Genomic DNA, 22,290 nt, shown 5'->3' on the forward strand with positions numbered 1-22,290 from the left:
TCACATGTCCGAACCGACCGGTGCCGCCCGCCGACGCGGGCCCTTCGAGGTCGGGGACCAGGTTCAGCTCACCGACCCCAAGGGCCGCCACTACACGTTCACGCTCGAAGCAGGGAAGAATTTCCACACCCACAAGGGTTCCTTCCCGCACGACGAGCTGATCGGTGCTCCCGAGGGCAGTGTTGTCCGTACCACGGGGAACGTCGCGTACCTCGCGCTGCGCCCCCTGCTCCCCGACTATGTCCTGTCCATGCCCCGCGGTGCCGCCGTGGTCTACCCCAAGGACGCAGGCCAGATCCTGGCCTTCGCCGACATCTTCCCCGGCGCCCGCGTCGTGGAAGCAGGCGTCGGCTCCGGCTCCCTGAGCAGCTTCCTGCTGCGCGCCATCGGCGACCAGGGCATGCTCCACAGCTACGAGCGCCGCGCGGACTTCGCCGAGATCGCCACCGCCAACGTCGAGCGCTACTTCGGCGGCCCCCACCCCGCGTGGCAGCTGACCGTCGGCGACCTCCAGGACAACCTGTCCGACACCGACGTCGACCGGGTCGTCCTCGACATGCTCGCCCCCTGGGAATGCCTGGAGGCCGTCTCCAAGGCCCTCGTCCCCGGCGGCATCCTCTGCTGCTACGTGGCCACCACCACCCAGCTGTCCAAGACCGTCGAGTCCATCCGCGAGATCGGCTGCTTCGCCGAACCGCAGCCCTGGGAATCGATGATCCGCAACTGGCACGTGGAAGGCCTCGCCGTCCGCCCGGACCACCGGATGATCGGCCACACCGGCTTCCTCGTCACCGCCCGCCGCCTCGCGGACGGCGTCGAGCCCCCGATGCGCCGCCGCCGCCCCGCCAAGGGCGCGTACGGCGAGGACTACGACGGACCCGGCAGCGACCGGTCCGCCTAGACACCGGCGACCGCGGCCACCCGGCCCCACCCAACACCAAGGCGCTGTGGCGCAGTTCCCCGAACGAACCGGGAACTGCGCCACAGCGCCTTTTCGTTGTCCTCGGTACCGGCCCCAGCCGACGCGGACCCGGCCGTTCCACCCCCGTGTGAGGTGTGGCACGATGCTGGCTCCCCGTCACCGTTCGCACAGGAGACACCCCGCGTGCCGCACCGCCCCGCCGAGCTGACGCCGACACTGGAAACCCTCGCGCACAACAGCGCCGGGCCCCTCCACTGGCTCGCCACGGCCACCGCCATGGCCGCCGTCATCGCCGCCGCGGGACTCGTCCAGCCGGACGCGGCCGCCACCGGCCACCCCGCGGCCCCCGCAAACGGCCCCCGGGCCCCCCAGGCCGCCGCCCCCGACCCGGCCCGGGTCACCTACCCCCTGGACTGCAAGGGCCTCCCCGTGGCCGTCACCGCCACCGCCCAGGGCGACCTCGACGGCGACGGCCGCCCCGAAACCGTCGCAGCCGTCCGCTGCGACGCCGGCTCCGGCACCCCGCCCCACGCGATCTACGTACTGGTCCAGGACAAGACCCCCGGCGCCGCACCCAGGGTCGTCGCCACCCTCCTCGAGGCCGGAAAACGACAGACCGCCACCGATCTCACCATCCGCGACGGAATCGTCACCGCCAGTCTCCTCGGCTACTCCTCACCCGAGGTACCGCGCTACAGCCCCGACGTGAAACAGCTCGCCAAGTGGCGCTGGAGCGGCGGAAAATTCCGCCAGGAGCTGACGAACTCAGACCCCAAGAGTGTTTGAACCGTCACTCCGCGTCGGGGCCGTACACCTCGACCCTGTCCGAAACACGCCTCACGTGGATGCAGTCACCCGGGCACTCCTTCGCCGAGTCCACCACGTCCTGCAGCAGCGTCAAAGGAACCGGAGTGGTCGCCCCCGCGTCCACCAGCAGCTCGTCCTGCGGGCTCTTCACGTACGCCAGACCATCGATGTCCAGCTCGAACACCTCTGGCGCGTACTGGACGCAGATCCCGTCACCGGTGCAGAGGTCCTGGTCGATCCAGACCTCCAGCGGCTCGCCGGCCTGCCCACCGCCGCCCGCGGAAGCCTCCTGCTGCACGGTCATATCTCCTGCCGTTCCCTGCGCTCAGTGATCCGTTTCCGCCACGAGCCCGCGGCAAGTCGCGCGAGCCCTGACGGGTGTTGAACAGTTCGACCTTACAACCGGCCGCTTTCCGATGTTGATGGGTGGGTATTTCCTTGGCGTGAGGGAGTACGCAAGGGTGAAGATCGGACACACCCCTACCGTCTTTGTGATCTAGGGGTTTCAATCACCACCAGCCCAGGTAGGGTCAGGAAGCGTCCAGCTCCCCTTGGAGGAGGTGAGGACCGTGGCAGCCCACGACGACGACAACAACCGCGGCATCCGGCCGGGGCGAGGGTCTGAGGACCCCGCCGGCCAGGTTGCCTATCTCGAGCAGGAAATCGCCGTCCTGCGACGTAAGCTCGCCGACTCTCCGCGACACACGAGGATTCTCGAAGAGCGGATCGTCGAGCTCCAGACAAACCTGGCCGGCGTCTCCGCGCAAAACGAGCGACTGGCAAATACGCTCCGTGAGGCCCGCGACCAGATCATCGCACTCAAGGAGGAAGTCGACCGGCTCGCACAGCCGCCGGCCGGCTTCGGTGTCTTCCTTCAGGCGAACGAAGACGGCACCGTCGACATCTTCACCGGCGGCCGAAAGCTCCGCGTGAACGTCAGCCCCAGCGTCGAACCGGAAGACCTCCGGCGCGGCCAGGAGGTCATGCTCAACGAGGCCCTCAACGTGGTCGAGGCCATGGAGTTCGAACGGGCCGGGGACATCGTCACCCTCAAGGAAATCCTCGAGGACGGCGAGCGCGCCCTGGTGGTCGGGCACACCGACGAGGAAAGGGTGGTGAGGCTCGCCGAGCCGCTCCTGGACATCACCATCCGCCCCGGCGACGCCCTCCTGCTCGAACCCCGCTCCGGCTACGTCTACGAGGTCGTCCCCAAGAGCGAGGTCGAAGAACTCGTCCTCGAAGAGGTCCCCGACATCGACTACAGCAAGATCGGCGGCCTGGGCGACCAGATCGAGCTGATCCGCGACGCGGTCGAGCTCCCGTACCTCTACCCCGACCTCTTCAAAGAGCACGAACTGCGGCCCCCCAAGGGCATCCTGCTCTACGGCCCCCCCGGCTGCGGCAAGACACTCATCGCCAAGGCCGTGGCCAACTCCCTTGCCAAGAAGGTCGCCGAGGTGACCGGCCAGCCCGCCGGGAAGTCCTACTTCCTGAACATCAAGGGCCCCGAACTCCTCAACAAGTACGTCGGCGAGACCGAGCGGCACATCCGCCTCGTCTTCCAGCGTGCCCGCGAGAAGGCCAGCGAGGGCACCCCCGTCATCGTCTTCTTCGACGAGATGGAATCCCTCTTCCGCACCCGCGGATCCGGAGTCAGCTCGGACGTGGAGAACACCATCGTCCCCCAGCTGCTCGCCGAGATCGACGGCGTGGAAGGCCTGGAGAACGTCATCGTCATCGGCGCCTCCAACCGCGAGGACATGATCGACCCGGCCATCCTGCGCCCCGGCCGGCTCGACGTGAAGATCAAGATCGAGCGCCCCGACGCCGAAGCGGCCCGGGACATCTTCGCCAAGTACCTCAAGGCCTCGCTGCCGCTCCACAGCGACGACCTCTCCGAGCACTCCGGCTCGCCCGAGGTCGCCGTGCACAGCATGATCCAGACCGTCGTCGAGCAGATGTACGCCGAAACCGAGGAGAACCGCTTCCTCGAGGTCACGTACGCCAACGGCGACAAGGAAGTCCTCTACTTCAAGGACTTCAACTCCGGCGCCATGATCCAAAACATCGTGGACCGTGCGAAGAAGATGGCCATCAAGGCCTTCCTCGAGCACAACCAGAAGGGCCTTCGCGTCGCCCACCTCCTCCAGGCTTGCGTGGACGAGTTCAAGGAGAACGAAGACCTGCCCAACACCACCAACCCGGACGACTGGGCCCGGATCTCCGGAAAGAAGGGCGAGCGGATCGTCTTCATCCGCACCCTCGTCACCGGAAAGCAGGGCGCAGACACCGGACGCTCCATCGACACGGTGGCAAACACCGGTCAGTACCTCTGATCGAACAGGGCGGCTGCGGGTGCCCTCACCGGGCACCCGCAGCCGACTGCTTTACCGACTGCTCTTTTCAGCCGGTGACGGGGCAAAGTCAATGACTGAAATGATCTCCCCACCAGCGCGGAGTGGTTCTAGGCTCTTCCGTACCGCCGGTCGCGCAGTGCGGGGACGGGCACCGCACACGCACCGGAGCACCAGCGGTACTTGAGCGCCGCTCCCGAACGGGAGCGCCGCCGGGCAAGGAGGGCCGCATGACCGTACGGCGAGTAATGGGAATCGAGACGGAGTACGGGATCTCCGTCCCGGGCCACCCGAACGCCAATGCCATGCTCACCTCGTCCCAGATCGTCAACGCCTACGCGGCGGCGATGCACCGGGCGCGACGCGCCCGCTGGGACTTCGAGGAGGAGAATCCGCTGCGGGACGCCCGCGGCTTCGACCTCGCCCGCGAGGCCGCCGACAACAGCCAGCTCACCGACGAGGACATCGGCCTCGCCAACGTCATCCTCACCAACGGCGCACGGCTCTACGTCGACCACGCGCACCCCGAATACAGCTCCCCGGAGATCACCAACCCGCTCGACGCCGTCCTCTGGGACAAGGCCGGCGAACGGATCATGGCCGAGGCGGCCGTACGCGCCGCCCAGCTCCCCGGAGCCCAGCCCATCCACCTCTACAAGAACAACACCGACAACAAGGGCGCCTCCTACGGCACGCACGAGAACTACCTGATGAAGCGGGAAACCCCCTTCTCGGAGATCGTGCGCCACCTCACCCCCTTCTTCGTCTCCCGCCAGGTCGTGACCGGCGCCGGACGCGTGGGCATCGGCCAGGACGGCCGCGAGCACGGCTTCCAGATCAGCCAGCGCGCGGACTACTTCGAAGTCGAGGTCGGCCTCGAGACCACACTCAAGCGCCCCATCATCAACACTCGCGACGAGCCGCACTCGGACGCCGAGAAGTACCGCCGGCTGCACGTGATCATCGGCGACGCCAACCTCTCCGAGATCTCGACGTACCTCAAGCTCGGCACCACCGCCCTCGTCCTCTCGATGATCGAGGACTCCTTCATCAACGTCGACCTGGCCGTGGACCAGCCGGTGCGCACCCTGCACCAGGTCTCCCACGACCCCGACCTGCACCACCTGATCACGCTGCGCAGCGGCCGCACCCTGACCGCCGTGCAACTCCAGATGGAGTACTTCGAGCTGGCCAGGAAGTACGTGGACGAGCGTTTCGGCTCCGACGCCGACGAGCAGACCAAGGACGTGCTGATCCGCTGGGAGGACGTGCTCGGCCGGCTCGAGAGCGACCCGATGAGCCTGTCGGGAGAGCTCGACTGGATCGCGAAGCGCGAGATCCTCGAGGGCTACCGCAGGCGCGACGGCCTCGGCTGGGACGCCGCCCGGCTCCACCTGGTGGACCTCCAGTACGCGGACGTACGGCCCGAGAAGGGCCTCTACAACCGCCTGGTGGCCCGCGGCAAGATGAAGCGGCTGGTGGAGGAGCCGGCGGTGGAGCGCGCCCAGGGCAAGCCGCCGGAGGACACCCGGGCGTATTTCCGGGGCCGGTGCCTGGAGCAGTACGCGGACGACGTCGCCGCGGCCTCGTGGGACTCGGTGATCTTCGACCTCCCGGGCCGCGACTCGCTCCAGCGGGTCCCGACGCTGGAACCCCTGCGGGGTACCCGCAAGCACGTGAAGGAGCTCCTGGACCGCTGCCGCACGGCGGAGGACCTGGTGCGGGTACTCAGCGGGAACTGAGGGCTGAAAAGTCCCCGGTCCGGGAATCATGAAGTCAGCCGCACGTTATGAAAGTGCGGGGACGAATGCCGGGCCCTCCTTGTAGGGTCCGACGTAGGGTCTGATCTTGAGAGATCCCGATCCCGGGGTCTCTCGACATGAGCGCGCGAACCGAGCGGGGTGAGGTAGACATGGCGACCAAGGACACCGGCGGCGGACAGCAGAAGGCGACTCGCTCGACCGAGGAGGTCGAGGAGGCGGCGGTCGAGGAATCGACCGACCTCAAGGAACGCCAGGAAAAGCTCTCCGACGACGTCGACTCCGTACTTGACGAGATTGACGATGTACTCGAAGAGAATGCTGAGGATTTCGTGAGGTCGTTCGTGCAGAAGGGTGGCCAGTAAGGCCATTTGACCTTCGAATCGAAGGTGGGGGGCGGGTAGTTGTCCGAGGGGACGAAGCGGTGTTCCCGATGTAAGCAGGACAGGCCGCGGGCGGATTATGCGAGCAACCGCTCGACGCCAGACGGCTTACAGGCCTATTGCCGCACGTGCTCGGCGGAGTACTACAAGGCGCGCCAAGAGGCGAAGGGACGGACGGTGCGGGTGAAGGTGGTCGTGCCGTCCGGCCACAAACGGTGTCCTCAGTGCGAGGAAATCAAGCCGTACTCGGAATGGGAAGCAAACAAGACCACGTCCGACGGGTGGTCCAGCTATTGCCGGTCGTGTCGGGCGCAGCGCAACAGGGCGAGTTACTTCATGCGGAAGTACGGCATCACTGAGGCCGAGCGTGACGAGATGATCGCCGCTCAAGGCGGGGTCTGTCTGATCTGCCGGGATGCTCCAGCAGAGCACGTTGATCACGATCATCAGACGGGTAAGGTCCGAGGCGTACTGTGCTTCAGCTGTAACGCAGCCTTGGGACAGTTCAAGGATCGGCCGGACGTCATGCGACGTGCAGCCGCTTACGTGGAAGGAAACCTGTGGAACCCAACACTCGTAGCACAGGGCGTCTACCGGCAGCCTTCCTGACGCCGGGGTCCTCGTCCTTCATGGACTTCCTTGGGGCGCACTCGCCCGAGATGCTGCCGGGGAACCGGAGGCTGCCCGAGGGCGTCGTCGAGGCGCCGCACGGGACGACCATCGTGGCGACCACCTTCCCCGGCGGGGTCGTGCTCGCCGGTGACCGGCGGGCGACCATGGGGAACATGATCGCGCAGCGGGACATCGAGAAGGTGTTCCCGGCCGACGAGTACTCCGCGGTGGGCATCGCCGGTACGGCCGGCCTGGCCGTGGAGATGGTGAAGCTGTTCCAGCTGGAGCTGGAGCACTTCGAGAAGGTGGAGGGGGCGACCCTCTCCCTCGAGGGCAAGGCGAACCGGCTCTCCACCATGATCCGGAGCAATCTGGGCATGGCCATGCAGGGGCTGGCGGTCGTGCCGCTGTTCGCCGGCTGGGACGAGGGCAAGGAGAAGGGCCGGATCTTCTCCTACGACGTGACCGGCGGCCGCTCCGAGGAGCACGGCTTCGCCGCCACCGGTTCCGGCTCGATCTTCGCGCGCGGCTCCATGAAGAAGCTGTACCGCCCCGACCTGACGGAGGAGCAGGCCACCACCCTCGTCGTACAGGCCCTGTACGACGCGGCCGACGACGACTCGGCGACCGGTGGGCCGGACCTGTACCGCCACATCTACCCGATCGTCACCGTCATCACGGACGAGGGATTCCGCAGGCTCAGCGACGAGGAGTCGCAGGAGCTCGCCCGTACGGTCACCAACCGTCGTCTGGAGCAGCCCGACGGCCCGCGCGCCGCCCTGCTCTGACCATCCGTCGTCCTGTAGGACCCAGAAGAAAGGGACGGACAGCCGGTGTCGACTCCGTTCTACGTCTCACCCCAGCAGGCCATGGCCGACCGGGCGGAATACGCCCGCAAGGGCATCGCCCGCGGTCGCAGCCTTGTCGTGATTCAGTACGCCGACGGCATCGTGTTCGTCGGCGAGAACCCGTCCCGTGCGCTGCACAAGTTCAGCGAGATCTACGACCGGATCGGCTTCGCGGCCGCCGGCAAGTACAACGAGTACGAGAACCTGCGGATCGGTGGTGTGCGTTACGCGGATCTGCGTGGATACACGTACGACCGTGACGATGTGACGGCCCGTGGGCTGGCCAACGTGTACGCGCAGACGCTGGGCACGATCTTCTCCTCTGCCGGTGAGAAGCCGTACGAGGTGGAGTTGGTGGTGGCCGAGGTGGGTGCGACGGCCGCGGGTGACCAGATCTACCGGCTGCCGCACGACGGTTCGATCGTGGACGAGCACGGTTCGGTGGCCGTCGGTGGCAATGCCGAGCAGATCAGTACGTACCTGGATCAGCGTCACCGGGACGGGATGACGTTGTCCGAGGCGCTGAAGCTGGCGGTGCAGGCGCTGTCGAGCCAGGCGAACAGTGCGGACAAGGCGATTCCGGCGGAGCGGCTGGAGGTTGCGGTGCTGGACCGGACGCGGGCTCAGCAGCGGAAGTTCAAGCGGATCCGGGGCCGGCAGCTTTCGCGGTTGCTGGAGGCGGATGTCACGGCGGCCGTGCAGGCGGATGCCGTGTCGAACGACGAGGCTCCCGAGGACGATTCCGAGGAGTAGATCGCTGCGCGAGTGGCGCCCCCGGCCTTGTGGCCGGGGGCGTTTTCGTGTTTCAGGCGGGGGCGGGGCCGGTGGAGGCGCGGACGATCAGGTCGACCGGGATGTCGGGGGCGGTCCAGGGGGTGCCTTCGAGGACGGCGAGGAGGGCGGCCATGCCCTGTTCGCCGACGCGTTCGGCGGGCAGGTGGACGGTGGTGAGCTCGGGTTCGACGGCGGTGGCGAGGGCGAGGTCGTCGAAGCCGGTGACGGAAAGGTCTTCGGGGACGCGCAGGCCGAGGCGGCGGGCGGCTTTGCAGGCGCCGGCGGCCAGGATGTCGTCGTCGCAGACGACGGCGGTGGGTCGGCCCTCGGGGGCTGCCAGGGCGGCTTCCATGGCCGTGCGGGCGTCGGTGACGGTGAGGGGGGCCCGTACGGTGCGCAGCTCGGCGTGGGGCTCCAGCAGGGCGGCGAGGGCTTCGGCGCGGATGTCGAAGGTCCAGGAGTCGACGGCGGAGGCGAGGTGGAGGAAGCGGCGGTGGCCGAGGGTGAGGAGGTGTTCGGTGGTCTGGCGCATGCCGTCGGCCATGGCGAGGTTGACGTGGGCGGCGGCCCGGCCGGCGGTGGGGTCGCTGTCGAGCATGACGAGGGGGAGTGCGGCGTCGCCGATGGCGTCGAGGGCGTGGGCGGCCATGGAGGAGGCGATGACTCCGTCGAGGGCGGCGCTGGCGGAGGCGAAGGGGTCGCGGGCGGGGCCGGTGCCGTCGGGGGAGGGGTAGAGGACGACGCCGAAGCCGTGTTCGGCGGCGATGCGGGCGGCGCCGGTGTAGACGCGGGCGAAGAATTCGTTGGTGAGGGCGGGGACGACGAGGAGGGCGGTGCGGGTGGAGCCGAGGCGGAGGTTGCGGGCGGCGAGGTTGGGGCGGTAGCCGAGGGTGGTGGCGGCTTCGCGGACGAGTCCGGCGGTGCGTTCGGAGACGCGGCCGCGCCATTTGTCGCCGAGGACGAGGGAGACGGTGGCCTGGGAGACCCCGGCGGCGGTGGCTACGTCGCGGCTGGTGGGTCTCGTCACACCGTGCTCCTGTTGTACGAGGTCGGCGGGGGTGGGGGCGTTGTCCGGCTGGACCCCCGTGGTGTGGCCATGGTACGTATGACGTCGAACGTTATACGTATTACTTGGATGACTCCCGGCTGGGTTCCGGGCAGAAGGGGGCGGACATGGCCGCGGGATACGCGGAGCTGCTCAGGACCCGGCACGCCGCGAGGCTGCTGGCGGGCACGCTCGTCGGCCGCCTGCCGAACGCGACCGCGGCGATCGCGATCGTGCTGTTCACGCGGGCCGAAGGGGGCAGCTACAGCCTCGCGGGCGCCCTCGCCGCGGTCTACGGCGTGGCGAACGCGGTGGGCCAGCCGCTGCTCGGCCGCGCCGTGGACCTGTTCGGGCAGCCGCGGGTGCAGCTGCCGGCCGCGGTGCTCTCGGCGCTGGGCATGGCGTGGCTCGCGTTCGCGGGTACCGGGTCGGCGGCGGCCGCGTACGGGGCCGTGGTCGTCGGAGGGTTCTTCGCGCCGCCGCTGGAGGGCGGGCTGCGGGCGCTGTGGCCTTCGGTGCTCGGCGGCAAGGAGGAGCGGGTGCACGCCGCGTACGCGATGGACGCGGTGGCGCAGGAGATCATGTACACGGTCGGGCCGCTGCTCGTGACGCTGTGCGTCTCGCTGTGGGACCCGGCGGGGGCGCTGCTGGTGATCCATGCGCTCGGTGTCCTGGGGGCGCTGTCCGTGGTGGTCTGCGAGCCCTCGCGGACGTGGCGTTCGGAGCCGCGCGAGGCGCACTGGCTGGGTGCGCTGCGCTCGCCGGGGCTGCGGGCGCTGCTGGGGGCGTTCTTCTTCGTGGGCATGGCGCTGGGTTCGATCACGGTGGCGGGTCTGGCGTACGCCGATGGCCACGGGGGCCAGTCGGTGTACGGCTGGCTGATGGCGGCGCTGGGTCTGGGCGCGCTGGCCGGCGGGGTGCTGTACGGGGCGCGGCAGTGGGCGGGTGCGCCGGAGCGGCGGCTGCGGCTGATCGTGGCGCTGCTGGCGGTGTGCTACCTGCCGCTGGTGCTGGTTCCGGGGCCGGTGGCGATGACGGCGCTGTCGGCGCTGGCGGGTGTGTTCCTGGCGCCCGCGCTGGCGTGTGCGTTCATCGTCGTGGACCGTCATGCTCCGGCGGGGACGGTGACGGAGGCGTTCTCGTGGCTGGTGACGTTCTTCGGGGTGGGTGCGGCGATCGGTACGGCTGCGGCGGGGCCGGCGGTGGAACTGGGCGGTACGGCGAGCGGGTTCGGCGTGGCGTGTGTCGCGGGTGCGTCGGCGCTGCTGGTGCTGACGCTCACTCAGCGCGTCATGGCCGCTCCCGGCCGGACCCGTACGGTGGCGGGCTCGCCGTCGGGATCCGCGGCGGACGCGGATGCGGGCCCGGGTGCGGACGCGGGCGAGCGTGCAGGCGGGGGCGGTGCGGAAGGCCGGGTGGACGGCCCGGTCGAGCGGCTTGTCGACAACTGATCGAAACGGCGTTCACGAACCCGGTTTCAGAACAGTGCAGAAGGCGTAATGTTCAGTCATGGACCGCCGCATTTTCGGGCTGGAGAACGAGTACGGCGTCACGTGCACGTTCAGGGGACAGCGCCGACTGTCTCCTGACGAAGTGGCGCGCTACCTCTTCCGCCGTGTTGTGTCATGGGGCCGCAGCAGCAATGTCTTCCTGCGGAACGGCGCCCGTCTGTACCTCGACGTGGGTTCGCATCCGGAATATGCAACTCCCGAATGCGACAACGTGACCGAACTGGTCACGCACGACAAGGCGGGCGAGCGCATTCTCGAAGGCCTGCTCGTCGATGCCGAACGCCGCCTGCACGAGGAGGGAATCGCGGGCGACGTCTATCTCTTCAAGAACAACACCGACTCGGCCGGCAACTCGTACGGCTGTCACGAGAACTATCTCGTGGCCCGGCACGGAGAATTCTCCCGCCTGGCGGACATTCTCATTCCGTTCCTCGTCACGCGGCAGCTGATCTGCGGCGCGGGCAAGGTGTTGCAGACCCCCCGGGGTGCGGTCTACTGCGTGAGCCAGCGGGCCGAGCACATCTGGGAGGGCGTCAGCTCCGCGACGACCCGGTCCCGGCCGATCATCAACACGCGGGACGAGCCGCACGCGGACGCCGAGCGGTACCGCCGCCTGCACGTGATCGTCGGGGACTCGAACATGTCCGAGACGACCATGCTGCTCAAGGTGGGGGCCACCGACCTGGTGCTGCGCATGATCGAGGCGGGCACGGTGATGCGGGACCTGACCCTGGAGAACCCGATCCGGGCGATCCGCGAGGTCAGCCACGACATCACGGGCCAGCGCAAGGTGCGCCTCGCGAGCGGCCGGGAGGCCTCGGCGCTGGAGATCCAGCGCGAGTACTACGACAAGGCCGTGGACTTCGCCGAGCGCCGGGGGATCCGTACCGGCACGGTGGACCAGGTGCTGGAGCTGTGGGGCCGCACCCTCGACGCGATCGACGCGGAGGACCTGGACCGGATCGGGACCGAGATCGACTGGGTCATGAAGCACCAGCTGATCGAGCGGTACCGGGCCAAGCACGGTATGACCATGTCGAACCCGCGGGTCGCTCAGATAGACCTCGCGTACCACGACATCCACCGCCGGCGCGGGCTGTACTACCTGCTGGAGCGCAAGGGGCAGGCGGCGCGGATCTGCAACGACCTGAAGATCTTCGAGGGCAAGTCGGTGCCCCCGCAGACCACGCGGGCGCGGCTGCGCGGCGATTTCATCCGCCGGGCGCAGGAGCAGCGGCGGGACTTCACGGTGGACTGGGTGCACCTCAAGCTCAACGACCAGGCGCAGCGGACCGTGCTGTGCAAGGACCCGTTCCGGTCGGTGGACGACCGGGTGGAGAAGCTGATCGCCGGGATGTGACATCGCGCCGATCTTGGTAGGGCCCCGTACGGATCTCGTACGGGGCCCTCTGCACGCCTTAGAGTGGCGACGACCGCCAGCCGTCTGAGATCTGAGGAACCTGTGCGCCGACTTGCCGGCCTGCTTGTCGTACCCCTTCTGCTGCTGTCGACAGCAGCCTGTGGCGACAGCGGCTCCGACTCCGCCGAGATGAAGAACGGGGCGCCCGCGATCACCAAGGGTGCCAAGTTCGGTGAGACCCCGACCCTGTCCAAGGGCAAGGGCGACCCGCCGAAGGAGCTGAAGGTGGTGACCGTCAGCGAGGGCACCGGCCCGGTGCTGAAGAAGGGCGACGTCGCCCAGGTCAACTACTACGGCCAGGTGTGGGACGCCAAGGAGCCGTTCGACCAGAGCTTCGGCAAGGGCAAGCCGTTCGAGGTGACCATCGGCGCCGGGATGGTCATCAAGGGCTGGGACCAGGGCCTCGAGGGCAAGAAGGTCGGCAGCCGCCTCGAGCTGGTGATCCCGCCGGACCTCGGTTACGGCGACAAGGGCTCCGGCGACAAGATCAAGCCGAATGCCACGCTGGTCTTCGTCGTGGACATCGTCAAGGCCACCTCGGTCCCGGCCTCGGCCACGGGCAAGGAGGTCGCGCAGGACAACAAGGACCTGCCGAAGGTCGGTACGAACACGGACGGCAAGGAAGTCTCCGTGACCGTTCCGAAGGACACCACGCCGCCGGCCAAGCTGGTCTCGAACTACGTGCTGGAGGCTGACGGCCCGGCCGTCAAGGACACCGACAGCGTCATCGTCAAGTTCAACGGCAAGACGTGGAAGGACGACAAGACCTTCGAAAGCACGTACGCCACCGACCAGACGGTGACGTGGCCGATGGACCAGCTCTCGGTCAAGGGTCTCAAGGACGGCCTGCTCGGCAAGAAGGTCGGCAGCCGCATCCTGCTGGTCATCCCGCCGGACCAGGGGTTCGGCGACAAGGAGCAGGGCACCATCCCGGCGAACTCGACGCTGGTCTTCAGCCTCGACATCCTCGCCGTGATGTAAGACTGTCCCAGTTGACCTGATTCGTTTTTGAGGAGCAGTTCCGTGAGCAACCAGCTCGAGAAGCCCGAGATCGACTTCCCCGAGGGCCCGGTCCCGGCCGACCTCGTCATCGAGGACATCTGGGAGGGCGACGGCGCCGAGGCCACGGCCGGCAACAAGGTCTCCGTCCACTACGTGGGCGTGGCCTTCTCCACCGGTGAGGAGTTCGACGCGTCCTGGAACCGCGGCGCCCCGCTGCAGTTCATCCTGGGCATCGGCCAGGTCATCGCCGGCTGGGACAAGGGTGTCCAGGGCATGAAGGTCGGCGGCCGTCGCAAGCTGACGATCCCCGCCCACCTCGCGTACGGCGACCAGAGCCCGACCCCGGCCATCAAGCCGGGCGAGACGCTGATCTTCGTCTGTGACCTGATGGGTGTCTGATCCGGCAAGCCGTGATCGGTGAAGGGCCCCCGCCGTGAGGCGGGGGCCCTCGCTTTTGCCGGGGCCCGCCGGGGCGGTACGGTCAACGGTCACGGACGTGTGCGTCGTACGTGTCGGGCGCGGCGTACATGTATTGCGCGTCGGGCAACTTGTAAGCGGAGAAGGGCGGAAGGGCGTCGATGGCGATTGCCAAGGCCGAGCGGCTGATGAATCTGGCGCTGTGTCTGCTGGGGACCCGCCGGCCGCTGAGCAAGCGAGAGCTGCGCGGTTCCATCGAGGCGTACATGGAGGCCGGCAACGACGAGTCCTTCAACCGCATGTTCGAGCGGGACAAGGACGATCTGCGTGAACTCGGCCTGGTCATCGAGACGGTGGAGAACCTGGAGGGCGAGACGGGCTACCTCGCCCGCCGTGACAGCAACCGGCTGCCGCCCGTCTCCCTCGACGCCGAGGAGGCCGCCGCCCTCGGGCTCGCGGCCAAGGTCTGGCAGCAGGCCCGCCTCGCGGGTGCCGCCAGCGGCGCCCTGCAGAAGCTGCGCGCGGGCGGGATGCCGGAGGCGGGTGACCCGTACGAGGGCCAGCACAGCGCCATCGAGCCGCGCATCCCGGTCCACGAGGCGGCCTTCGAACCGCTGATGCTGGCCTGCCGCGATCGCCGGCCGGTGGTCTTCGACTACCGCAAGTCCACCGCCGCCCGCCCCGAGACCCGTCAGGTCGAACCGTGGGCGCTGGAGTGCTGGCGCGGCCACTGGTACCTGGCCGGCTACGACCGCGACCGCGGGGCGGAGCGGGTGTTCCGGCTCTCCCGGATCACCGGCAAGGTCAAGTCCCGGGCGGCCAAGTACACCGCCGAGGTCCCGGACGTGGTCACCGTGCGGGAGACCGTGGCCAGCTGGGCCGGGGAGGGCGCGGACCGCTCCGCGCTGATCCGGCTGCGGGCCGGCGCCGGGTACCCGCTGCGGGCCAAGGCCACCGCCGTGCGCGAGCGCGGGGACGGCTGGGACGAGCTGGAGATCCCCTACGGGCACGGGCTGGACGCCTGGCTGGTCGAGTTCGGGCCGGACGTGGTGGTCGTTGAGCCCGCCGACCTGCGGGCGGACGTCGTGGACCGGCTGCGCGCCGTGGCCAAGGGCTGAGACCGACCCGGCACACCCGGACCGGGCGCACCGGAGCGGGCGGGCCGGATCCGACGGGCCGCAGCCGTCGCGGCCGCCGCACGATCCGCATGACGGCACAGCGCACCACCGCACCACCGCACCGTTCGCAAGACGTGCCCTGAGGGGGAGACGTACCAGCATGGCTGCCAACGCCATCGACCAGACCCGCCGGATGCTGTCCCTGGTGACGTACCTGCGCGAGCGCCCCGGGGCGCACGTCGCCGACGTCGCCCGCGCCTTCGGGATCACGGAGGACGAGCTGATCTCGGACCTCGACGTGCTGCCCATGTGCGGGACCAGCTTCCGGGGCGGGGACCTGCTCGACATCGACACCGACGGGGAGCGCATCTGGTGGCGCAACCCCGATGCGTCGGGGGAGTCCACCGCCGAGCCGCTGCGCCTCGCCGCCGACGAGGCGACCGCGCTGCTGGTCGCCGCCCGCGCCGTGGCCACGCTGCCCGGGCTGCGCGAGAGCGACCGGGACGCGCTGCTGCGGGCCACCGCGAAGCTGGAGGCGGCCGCGGGCGAGGCGGCCGGGGCCAGCTCCCGGCTGTCGGTGACCTTCGAGGCGGAGGGCGGGGTCTTCGCGGACGTCGACCGGGCCATCGCGGAGCGCCGCCGGCTGTGGCTGCGCTACTACTCGCCGGCGCGGGACGAGCTGACCGAGCGCAAGGTCGACCCGATCCGGCTCTTCGCGGTGGGCCACACGTACATGGAGGGCTGGTGCCACCTCTCCGAGGCCCGGCGCACCTTCCGCCTCGACCGGGTCGCCGAGATCCGGCTGCTGGACGAGCGGGCCGAGCCGCCCGCCATCGAGCCGCGCGACCTGTCCGAGGGGCTCGTACAGCCGGCCGCCGAGGACCCGGAGGTCGTGGTCGAGGTCGGGCCGGGCGGCCGCTGGGTCGCCGAGTACTACCCGCACGACAGCGCCGAGGAGCTGTCCGGCGGAGGCCTGCGGATCACGCTGCGCAGCCCGGACCCCGCCTCGCTGCGGCGCCTCGCGCTGCGGCTGGGCCGCGAGGGCCGGATCGTGGCGCCCCTCGAGCTGGCGGACAGCGCGCGGCAGGCGGCCCGCGAGGCCCTCGCCGGGTACGGGGAACAGGGCTGACCAAGGGGAAAGCGGCGGGGCCGTGCGAGTACGGGGCCGCGCCGCGGGAAGCCGTGCCGCACGCATCCCGTACCGCACGGAGGCAGTGCCGTACGCAAGCCGTGCCGTACGGAACGAGTGGGCTGAGGGGAGCGCCGAGCGATGTCGCCAATGTCTGGGCCACGGGGTGTGCAAGCTGCCGCGGGATCGCCGGGGCGGTCGGCCACGGTCGGGCCGGTCTCCTTCAAGGCGGCCTGTTCCGACTGCCGCGCCCGCTTCGAGCTGGACGCGGGGTCCCTGCGGCTGGTGATCGGCGGCAGCCGGCGGACCACCTTCTACTCCTTCACCTGTCCCGAGTGCGGGGCCTGCGTGAGGAAACCGGCCGGCGAGCGCATCGTGGAACTGCTGACCGGTGGCGGCGTGAGCACCCTGCGCAGCATCTGAAGCGGCCGGTGGCCTAGGCTCGACCCATGCTGTGGCCGATGCTCGCAATCGCCCTGGGTTTCCTCGGGCTCGCCGTCCTCGCCGTCCTCGCCGTGCGGGTCCACCTCGCGGTACGGCGGCTGTCCGGCCAGGTCGCACGGGCCAGCCGCCGGATCGCGGACGCCTCGGCGGACCTGGAGCGAGCGGCCGCGGATCTGGCGCGCGCGGGAGGCGCAGCCGGGCCATGACCCGCAGGTCTGCGGACCGCGCGCCTATGGAAAGTGCGGCACGGGACCCGTACCGTCGATCGGAGCCGCACGCAAGGCGGGATACCCCGGGGGATTGCCGGGCGTTAACCCCCGGGGGTTACGATCCTTTCCTGAGCGGTCCGGTCCATGGCCGGAGCCGCCCGCCACACAACCAGCCGTTCCGGTGAGAAGGAAGTCAGACATGATCGGCAATCTGAAGCCTCTTGAGATCCTCCTGATCATCGCCGTGATCTTCCTGCTGTTCGGTGCCAAGAAGCTCCCCGACATGGCGCGCTCCCTCGGCAAGTCGGCCCGGATCCTGAAGAGCGAGGCGAAGGCCATGAAGGCCGAGAGCGCGGCGGAGGACAACGCCACCGCTGCCACGGTCGCCGACCAGGCCCCGCAGCAGGCCGCCGCCCCGCGCACCATCAAGGCCGCCCCCGGCGACGTGACCGGCTCGCGCCCCGTCAACGAGCCGAACCACACCACCCAGGGCTGATCCCCCGGCCGCCGGGCCGCCGGTCCGCGGTCGCGATCACGCCGGTCATCTGCAACGAGACAAGGGACGTGGGTTGCTCAAGTCTGCCCGCAAGCAGGAGAAGCAGGACAAGCAGGCCAAGGACGCCGAAGGGCGGATGCCTCTTGTCGAGCACCTGCGTGAGCTGAGAAACCGCCTGTTGAAGTCGGTCCTGGCGATCCTGGTGATCACGATCGTCGCGGCCTTCTACTACAAGAACCTCATCGACTTCATGCTGAAGCCGATGCTGGACTCCGTCGGCTGCACCAACGGGGTGGTCTCGCAGCGCAACGGCCGGCCCTGCGCCGACATGACCGTGAACGGCCTCATCGCCCCGTTCTCCATCGCCCTCAAGGTCTCGCTCACCGCCGGTGTGGTGCTCTCGGCCCCGGTGTGGCTCTACCAGCTCTGGGCCTTCGTCGCCCCCGGCCTGCACAACCACGAGAAGCGCTACGCGGTCGGCTTCGTGGCCGTCGGTGCTCCGCTGTTCGCCGCCGGTGGGGTGCTCGCCTACAAGCTGCTGCCGCAGACCGCGAAGATCCTCCTCGAATTCACCCCCGACAACGCGCGCAACCTGCTCCCGGTCGACGACTACCTCGACCTGGTCACGCGCATGGTCGTCGTCTTCGGCCTCGCCTTCGAGCTGCCGCTCCTGCTGATCCTGCTGAACTTCACCGGGGTCCTCACCGCGAAGCGGCTGGCGAGCTGGTGGCGGGTCATGGTGCTGGGCATCACGATCTTCGCCGCGTTCGCCACGCCCACCGGCGACCCGCTGACCATGCTGTCGCTGGCCGCGCCGATCGTCGCCCTCTACTTCATCGCGCTCGGGATCTGCCTGGTCAACGACCGCCGGCGGGGCCGCAACAACCCCGACGCGCTCCTCGACGACGACGAGGCCGCCGAGCTCGACCTGACGCCCGCGCCGATCGGTGAGATGGAGCCCGTCCAGGCCCCGGCCGCCCTGCCCGAGCAGGCCGACGGAGGCCGCAGGCAGATCAACGGTTACGACGACGCGACCTGACAGGTACATTCCGGTGCGTGAGCGCTGACATCACCCTCCTCGTCAATCCCACCGCGGGACGCGGCCGGGGCGCGCACGCCGCGCAGCCGGCCGCTTCCGCGCTCCGGGCCGCCGGATTCTGCGTGCGGACGGTCCTCGGCGCCGATGCCGGGGACGCCCTGGCGCGGCTGCGCACCGCCGTGCGCGAGGGCACCGGGGCGGTGATCGCCGTCGGCGGCGACGGCGTGGTCTCGCTGGCCCTGCAGGCCCTGGCCGGGACGCTGGTGCCGCTCGGGGTGGTCGCCGTCGGGACCGGGAACGACTTCGCGCGGGCCATGGGACTGCCCGTAGGGGAGCCCGCCCGGGCGGGGCGGCTGGCCGCCGAGGCCCTCAAGGGGGGCCGGATCCGCGAGATCGACCTCGGGCGGGTGGCGCAGGCGGGCGCCGGCGCCGAGGGCGGGACCTGGTACGGGACCGTGCTGTGCTCCGGCTTCGACTCGCGGGTCAACGACCGCGGCAACCGGATGCGGCTGCCGGCGGGCCGGTTCAAGTACGACCTGGCGATGCTCGCCGAGCTGGCCGCCTTCAGGCCGTTCCCGTACCGGATCACCCTCGACGACGGTCCGGTGATCGAGACCGAGGCCACGCTGGTGGCCGTCGGCAACGGGTCCTCGTACGGCGGCGGCATGCGGATCTGCGCGGACGCCGTCCCGGACGACGGGCTCTTCGACGTCGTGGTCGTGGGCGACTGCAGCCGGGCCACTTTGCTGAAGGTGTTTCCGCAGGTCTACAAGGGGACGCACCTGAGCCACCCGAAGGTGACCGTCCACCGGGCTGCGAAGATCACGCTCGAGGCCGCCGGGATCACCGCGTACGCGGACGGCGAGCCGCTGGGACCGCTGCCGGTGAGCGCCGACTGCGTCCCGGGAGCCCTGCGGCTGCTGGCGTAGCGGCGGCTGTGCGGTCCATATAAATGATCGCGACTGTTGTCAGGGGCGGCGGGTAGGCTCGAGAACAAGATGACCGAAGAACTCTCACCCGCCGAGCGGTACGCCGCTGCACGGATCCGCGCCGCCGAAGAGGCCTCTGCCCTGGCCCCCTTCCGCGAGATGTACGAATTCGACCTGGACCCGTACCAGGTCGACGCCTGCAAGGCACTCGAGGCAGGCAAGGGCGTGCTGGTCGCCGCCCCCACCGGCTCGGGCAAGACCATCGTCGGCGAGTTCGCCGTGCACCTGGCCCTGGAGCAGGGCCGCAAGTGCTTCTACACGACGCCCATCAAGGCCCTGTCCAACCAGAAGTACGCCGACCTCGTCAAGCGCTACGGCGCCGACAAGGTGGGCCTGCTGACCGGCGACAACAGCGTCAACTCCGAGGCGCCCGTGGTCGTGATGACCACCGAGGTGCTCCGCAACATGCTCTACGCGGGCTCGCAGTCGCTGCGCGGCCTCGGGTACGTCGTGATGGACGAGGTGCACTACCTCTCCGACCGGTTCCGCGGAGCCGTCTGGGAGGAAGTGATCATCCACCTCCCCGAGTCGGTGACGCTGGTGTCCCTGTCGGCCACCGTGTCCAACGCCGAGGAGTTCGGCGACTGGCTCGACACCGTGCGCGGCGACACCGAGGTGATCGTCTCCGAGGAGCGGCCCGTCCCGCTGTGGCAGCACGTCATGGCCGGCCGCCGGATCTTCGACCTCTTCGAGGAAGAGTCCGACCACGGCGGCCGCGGCTCCGCGCGCCGCGAGGTCAACCCCGACCTGCTGCGCATGGCGCGCGAGGAGAACACCCGCACGTACAGTCCGAAGGACCGGCGGCGCGGCAAAATGGTCCGTGAGGCCGACCGCGAGCGCGAGCGGCGCTCCCGCGGCCGGATCTGGACCCCGAGCCGCCCCGAGGTCATCGCCCGCCTCGACGGCGACGGGCTGCTGCCCGCCATCAACTTCATCTTCAGCCGGGCCGGCTGCGAGGCCGCCGTCCAGCAGTGCCTGTTCGCGGGCCTGCGGCTCAACGACGACACGGCCCGCCTGAGGGTCCGCGAGATCGTCGAGGAGCGGACCGCCTCCATCCCCGCCGAGGACCTGCACGTCCTGGGGTACTACGAGTGGCTGGAAGGCCTGGAGCGGGGCATCGCCGCGCACCACGCCGGCATGCTGCCCACCTTCAAGGAGGTCGTGGAGGAGCTGTTCGTCCGCGGCCTGGTCAAGGCCGTCTTCGCCACCGAGACCCTGGCGCTGGGCATCAACATGCCCGCGCGCACGGTGATCCTGGAGAAGCTGGTCAAGTGGAACGGCGAGCAGCACGCCGACATCACCCCCGGCGAGTACACGCAGCTCACCGGCCGGGCCGGGCGCCGCGGCATCGACGTCGAGGGCCACGCCGTGGTGCTCTGGCAGCGGGGGATGGACCCGGCGGCGCTCGCCGGGCTCGCCGGCACCCGTACGTATCCGCTGCGCTCCAGCTTCCGGCCCTCGTACAACATGGCCGTGAACCTGGTCCAGCAGTTCGGGCGGCACCGCTCGCGCGAGCTGCTGGAGACCTCCTTCGCGCAGTTCCAGGCCGACCGCTCGGTCGTCGGGATCTCCCGGCAGGTGCAGCGCAACGAGGAGGGCCTGGACGGCTACCGGGAGGGCATGACCTGCCACCTCGGGAACTTCGAGGAGTACGCGCAGCTTCGCCGCGACCTCAAGGACCGCGAGACGGACCTGGCCAAGCAGGGCGCGGCCCAGCGCCGGGTGCAGGCGGCGAGTTCGCTGGAGAAGCTCAAGCCGGGCGACATCATCCACGTGCCGACCGGCAAGTTCGCCGGGCTCGCTCTGGTCCTGGACCCGGGCGTGCCGGCCGGGCGGGTCAACGGGCACCGGGGGTACGAGTACGCGGAGGGCCCGCGCCCGCTGGTGCTCACCGCGGAGCGGCAGGTCAAGCGGCTCGCCGCGATCGACTTCCCGGTCCCGGTCGAGGCCATCGAGCGGATGCGGATCCCCAAGACCTTCAATGCGCGCTCGCCGCAGTCCCGGAGGGATCTGGCGTCCCAACTGCGGGCCAAGGCCGGGCACATCGCGCCGGAGCGCCGGGGCCGCGGCCGGGCCGCCGCAGCCGACGACCGAGAGATCACCCGGCTGCGCGCCGAGCTGCGGGCGCACCCCTGCCACGGCTGCGACGAGCGCGAGGACCACGCCCGCTGGGCGGAGCGCTACCACCGGCTCAAGCGGGACACCCAGCAGCTGGAACGCCGTATCGAGGGCCGGACGAACACCATCGCCCGCACCTTCGACCGGATCCACGCGCTGCTCACCGAGCTGGACTACCTGCGCGAGGACGAGGTCACCGTGCACGGCAAGCGGCTCGCCCGGCTGTACGGGGAACTCGACCTGCTGGCCTCCGAGTGCCTGCGCGCCGGGGTCTGGGAAGGGCTGTCCCCGGCCGAACTGGCCGCCTGTGTCTCGGCGTTGGTGTTCGAGGCGCGGCAGTCCGACGACGCGGTGGCGCCGAAGGTGCCGGGCGGCGCGGCGAAGGCGGCGCTGGGCGAGATGGTCCGGATCTGGGGCCGGCTCGACGCGCTGGAGGAGGAGCACCGCATCAACCAGGCGGAGGGCGTGGGCCAGCGCGAGCCGGACCTGGGCTTCGCGTGGGCGGCGTACCAGTGGGCCTCCGACAAGAGCCTGGACGAGGTGCTGCGCGAGGCGGAGATGCCGGCCGGCGACTTCGTGCGCTGGTGCAAGCAGGTCATCGACGTGCTGGGGCAGATCGCGGCCGCGGCTCCGGCTTCCTCGGCCCCGCCCTCCTCGCAGGGCGGCAGTACGGTGGCCCGCAATGCGCGCAAGGCCGTGGAGGCACTGCTTCGGGGCGTAGTGGCTTACAGCTCGGTCGGCTAGGCCGTCTCTTCCGGATCTTGCCGGTCAAGCCCGCGCAAGATCCGGAAGAGACGGCCTAGGTGCTTTGGGGCTTCCTCCGAAGGGGGTCATGGCCGGATCTCATCTCTTGCCATGATCACTTCGGGGGTGTCCCGTGCGACGATCGCCCC

At 69.7% G+C, this 22,290-nt stretch carries 22 protein-coding genes; 20 read left to right on the forward strand and 2 right to left on the reverse strand.

The genetic code is table 11. From position 1 onward, the window contains the following. Window positions 1–4 precede the first annotated feature (4 nt). The gene (locus OG299_RS30505; RefSeq protein ID WP_266630805.1) at window positions 5–901 is read left to right on the forward strand and encodes a tRNA (adenine-N1)-methyltransferase; all 897 of its coding nucleotides are present in this window, start codon (window positions 5–7) and stop codon (window positions 899–901) included. A 204-nt stretch (window positions 902–1,105) separates the two neighbouring features. Beyond that, window positions 1,106–1,708, forward strand: coding sequence for a hypothetical protein (locus tag OG299_RS30510; protein ID WP_442817545.1), 603 nt, complete (start codon window positions 1,106–1,108; stop codon window positions 1,706–1,708). 4 nt (window positions 1,709–1,712) lie between these two features. Here OG299_RS30510 and OG299_RS30515 read toward each other — a convergent pair whose 3' ends face one another. Further along, window positions 1,713–2,033: a ferredoxin gene (locus OG299_RS30515; RefSeq protein WP_266630807.1), complete on the reverse strand. Its 321-nt coding sequence runs from the start codon at window positions 2,031–2,033 to the stop codon at window positions 1,713–1,715. Between the two features lie 265 nt (window positions 2,034–2,298). On the opposite strand from OG299_RS30515, the gene arc reads away from it, so the two are divergent. From arc to prcA, 6 genes are all read left to right on the forward strand, one after another. Next, a complete protein-coding gene (arc, locus tag OG299_RS30520; RefSeq protein ID WP_266630809.1) occupies window positions 2,299–4,065 on the forward strand; it encodes a proteasome ATPase in 1,767 nt (588 codons plus the stop codon). Window positions 4,066–4,313: 248 nt separating this feature from the next. Further along, window positions 4,314–5,825, forward strand: coding sequence for a depupylase/deamidase Dop (gene dop / locus OG299_RS30525; RefSeq protein ID WP_327363203.1), 1,512 nt, complete (start codon window positions 4,314–4,316; stop codon window positions 5,823–5,825). A 170-nt stretch (window positions 5,826–5,995) separates the two neighbouring features. After that, window positions 5,996–6,208 carry a ubiquitin-like protein Pup gene (locus tag OG299_RS30530; protein WP_030016348.1) on the forward strand — a complete coding sequence of 71 codons (213 nt, stop codon included), beginning with the start codon at window positions 5,996–5,998 and terminating at the stop codon, window positions 6,206–6,208. A gap of 354 nt (window positions 6,209–6,562) precedes the next feature. Continuing rightward, window positions 6,563–6,835, forward strand: coding sequence for an endonuclease VII domain-containing protein (locus tag OG299_RS30535; RefSeq protein ID WP_442817601.1), 273 nt, complete (start codon window positions 6,563–6,565; stop codon window positions 6,833–6,835). Continuing rightward, a complete protein-coding gene (gene prcB, locus OG299_RS30540) occupies window positions 6,787–7,626 on the forward strand; it encodes a proteasome subunit beta (RefSeq protein WP_327363204.1) in 840 nt (279 codons plus the stop codon). Before OG299_RS30535 ends, prcB begins: the two co-directional genes overlap by 49 nt. 45 nt (window positions 7,627–7,671) lie before the next feature. Then, entirely contained in the window at window positions 7,672–8,439 is a 768-nt protein-coding gene (prcA, locus tag OG299_RS30545) for a proteasome subunit alpha (protein ID WP_266630817.1), read from the forward strand. Between the two features lie 52 nt (window positions 8,440–8,491). On the opposite strand, the gene OG299_RS30550 is transcribed toward prcA, so the two are convergent. After that, window positions 8,492–9,487, reverse strand: a complete 996-nt coding sequence (locus OG299_RS30550; protein WP_327363205.1) for a LacI family DNA-binding transcriptional regulator — start codon at window positions 9,485–9,487, stop codon at window positions 8,492–8,494. A gap of 146 nt (window positions 9,488–9,633) precedes the next feature. Here OG299_RS30550 and OG299_RS30555 point away from each other — a divergent pair, with 146 nt between their 5' ends. From OG299_RS30555 to OG299_RS30610, 12 genes are all read left to right on the forward strand, one after another. Then, window positions 9,634–10,956 (forward strand): MFS transporter, encoded by a 1,323-nt coding sequence (locus OG299_RS30555; protein WP_327363206.1) that lies wholly within the window; start codon window positions 9,634–9,636, stop codon window positions 10,954–10,956. Window positions 10,957–11,014: 58 nt separating this feature from the next. Continuing rightward, the gene (gene pafA, locus OG299_RS30560; protein ID WP_327363208.1) at window positions 11,015–12,376 is read left to right on the forward strand and encodes a Pup--protein ligase; all 1,362 of its coding nucleotides are present in this window, start codon (window positions 11,015–11,017) and stop codon (window positions 12,374–12,376) included. A gap of 102 nt (window positions 12,377–12,478) precedes the next feature. Then, window positions 12,479–13,417: an FKBP-type peptidyl-prolyl cis-trans isomerase gene (locus tag OG299_RS30565; RefSeq protein WP_266630823.1), complete on the forward strand. Its 939-nt coding sequence runs from the start codon at window positions 12,479–12,481 to the stop codon at window positions 13,415–13,417. Between the two features lie 42 nt (window positions 13,418–13,459). Further along, the gene (locus tag OG299_RS30570; RefSeq protein WP_030294343.1) at window positions 13,460–13,837 is read left to right on the forward strand and encodes an FKBP-type peptidyl-prolyl cis-trans isomerase; all 378 of its coding nucleotides are present in this window, start codon (window positions 13,460–13,462) and stop codon (window positions 13,835–13,837) included. 179 nt (window positions 13,838–14,016) lie between these two features. Next, entirely contained in the window at window positions 14,017–14,973 is a 957-nt protein-coding gene (locus OG299_RS30575) for a helix-turn-helix transcriptional regulator (protein WP_266630826.1), read from the forward strand. Window positions 14,974–15,133: 160 nt separating this feature from the next. Beyond that, window positions 15,134–16,102, forward strand: a complete 969-nt coding sequence (locus OG299_RS30580; RefSeq protein WP_327363209.1) for a helix-turn-helix transcriptional regulator — start codon at window positions 15,134–15,136, stop codon at window positions 16,100–16,102. A gap of 150 nt (window positions 16,103–16,252) precedes the next feature. Next, a complete protein-coding gene (locus tag OG299_RS30585) occupies window positions 16,253–16,525 on the forward strand; it encodes a hypothetical protein (RefSeq protein WP_327364627.1) in 273 nt (90 codons plus the stop codon). Between the two features lie 26 nt (window positions 16,526–16,551). Beyond that, window positions 16,552–16,752 (forward strand): hypothetical protein, encoded by a 201-nt coding sequence (locus OG299_RS30590; RefSeq protein ID WP_327363210.1) that lies wholly within the window; start codon window positions 16,552–16,554, stop codon window positions 16,750–16,752. A 202-nt stretch (window positions 16,753–16,954) separates the two neighbouring features. Continuing rightward, entirely contained in the window at window positions 16,955–17,251 is a 297-nt protein-coding gene (tatA, locus tag OG299_RS30595) for a Sec-independent protein translocase subunit TatA (protein WP_266630832.1), read from the forward strand. A 73-nt stretch (window positions 17,252–17,324) separates the two neighbouring features. Beyond that, window positions 17,325–18,290, forward strand: a complete 966-nt coding sequence (tatC, locus tag OG299_RS30600; RefSeq protein ID WP_266630834.1) for a twin-arginine translocase subunit TatC — start codon at window positions 17,325–17,327, stop codon at window positions 18,288–18,290. Between the two features lie 17 nt (window positions 18,291–18,307). Beyond that, the gene (locus OG299_RS30605; RefSeq protein ID WP_327363211.1) at window positions 18,308–19,219 is read left to right on the forward strand and encodes a diacylglycerol kinase; all 912 of its coding nucleotides are present in this window, start codon (window positions 18,308–18,310) and stop codon (window positions 19,217–19,219) included. A gap of 69 nt (window positions 19,220–19,288) precedes the next feature. After that, window positions 19,289–22,141 (forward strand): DEAD/DEAH box helicase, encoded by a 2,853-nt coding sequence (locus tag OG299_RS30610; protein ID WP_327363212.1) that lies wholly within the window; start codon window positions 19,289–19,291, stop codon window positions 22,139–22,141. Window positions 22,142–22,290: the final 149 nt, after the last annotated feature.

Origin of the sequence: Streptomyces sp. NBC_01296, assembly GCF_035984415.1 — a bacterium.
Taxonomy (GTDB): domain Bacteria; phylum Actinomycetota; class Actinomycetes; order Streptomycetales; family Streptomycetaceae; genus Streptomyces.